This is a genomic window from Streptomyces sp. P17, assembly GCF_032436805.1.
In the GTDB taxonomy this organism is placed as follows: Bacteria; Actinomycetota; Actinomycetes; order Streptomycetales; family Streptomycetaceae; genus Streptomyces.
Genome location: NZ_JAVRBF010000505.1, coordinates 1 through 332, shown reverse-complemented (window position 1 = coordinate 332; position 332 = coordinate 1). Strand labels below are relative to the sequence as shown.

The 332-nt window shown below is 53.3% G+C and carries 1 protein-coding gene; it reads right to left on the bottom strand.

The window, feature by feature from the left end; genetic code table 11:
• On the bottom strand, positions 1-265 hold a 265-nt coding region (locus tag RMT89_RS41885; RefSeq protein ID WP_315888999.1), incomplete at its 3' end, for a hypothetical protein.
• Between the last annotated feature and the right edge of the window lie 67 nt (positions 266-332).

The window sequence follows — 332 nt, the reverse complement described above, 5'->3', positions numbered from 1 at the left end:
ACCGCATACGCAAATCGAGCGTTCCGCCTTTAGTGTGAGTGTCTTTCGAGTTGTTGTCATACGGCAAATATCCTCCTTTAGTGACATGAATGCTACTGGAAATAAGCCCTTTCTTGACTGCTGCCGCGCTCACTTCAGTAATCCACTGACCAGCACAACCGCATGTCTTAAACGTGGCATTGCCGAGTGTCACAGTAATGGGTCCTGCCCGGTCATTGAAACTGTCTGGAGTGGCGGTGACCGGCTCGGGGGTGACAAGCAACACAGCATCAATGACCTTGGCTCGTAAATCTTCGGCGTGAGCCGGTTTGGACGCGGTAGGGTGCCCACGG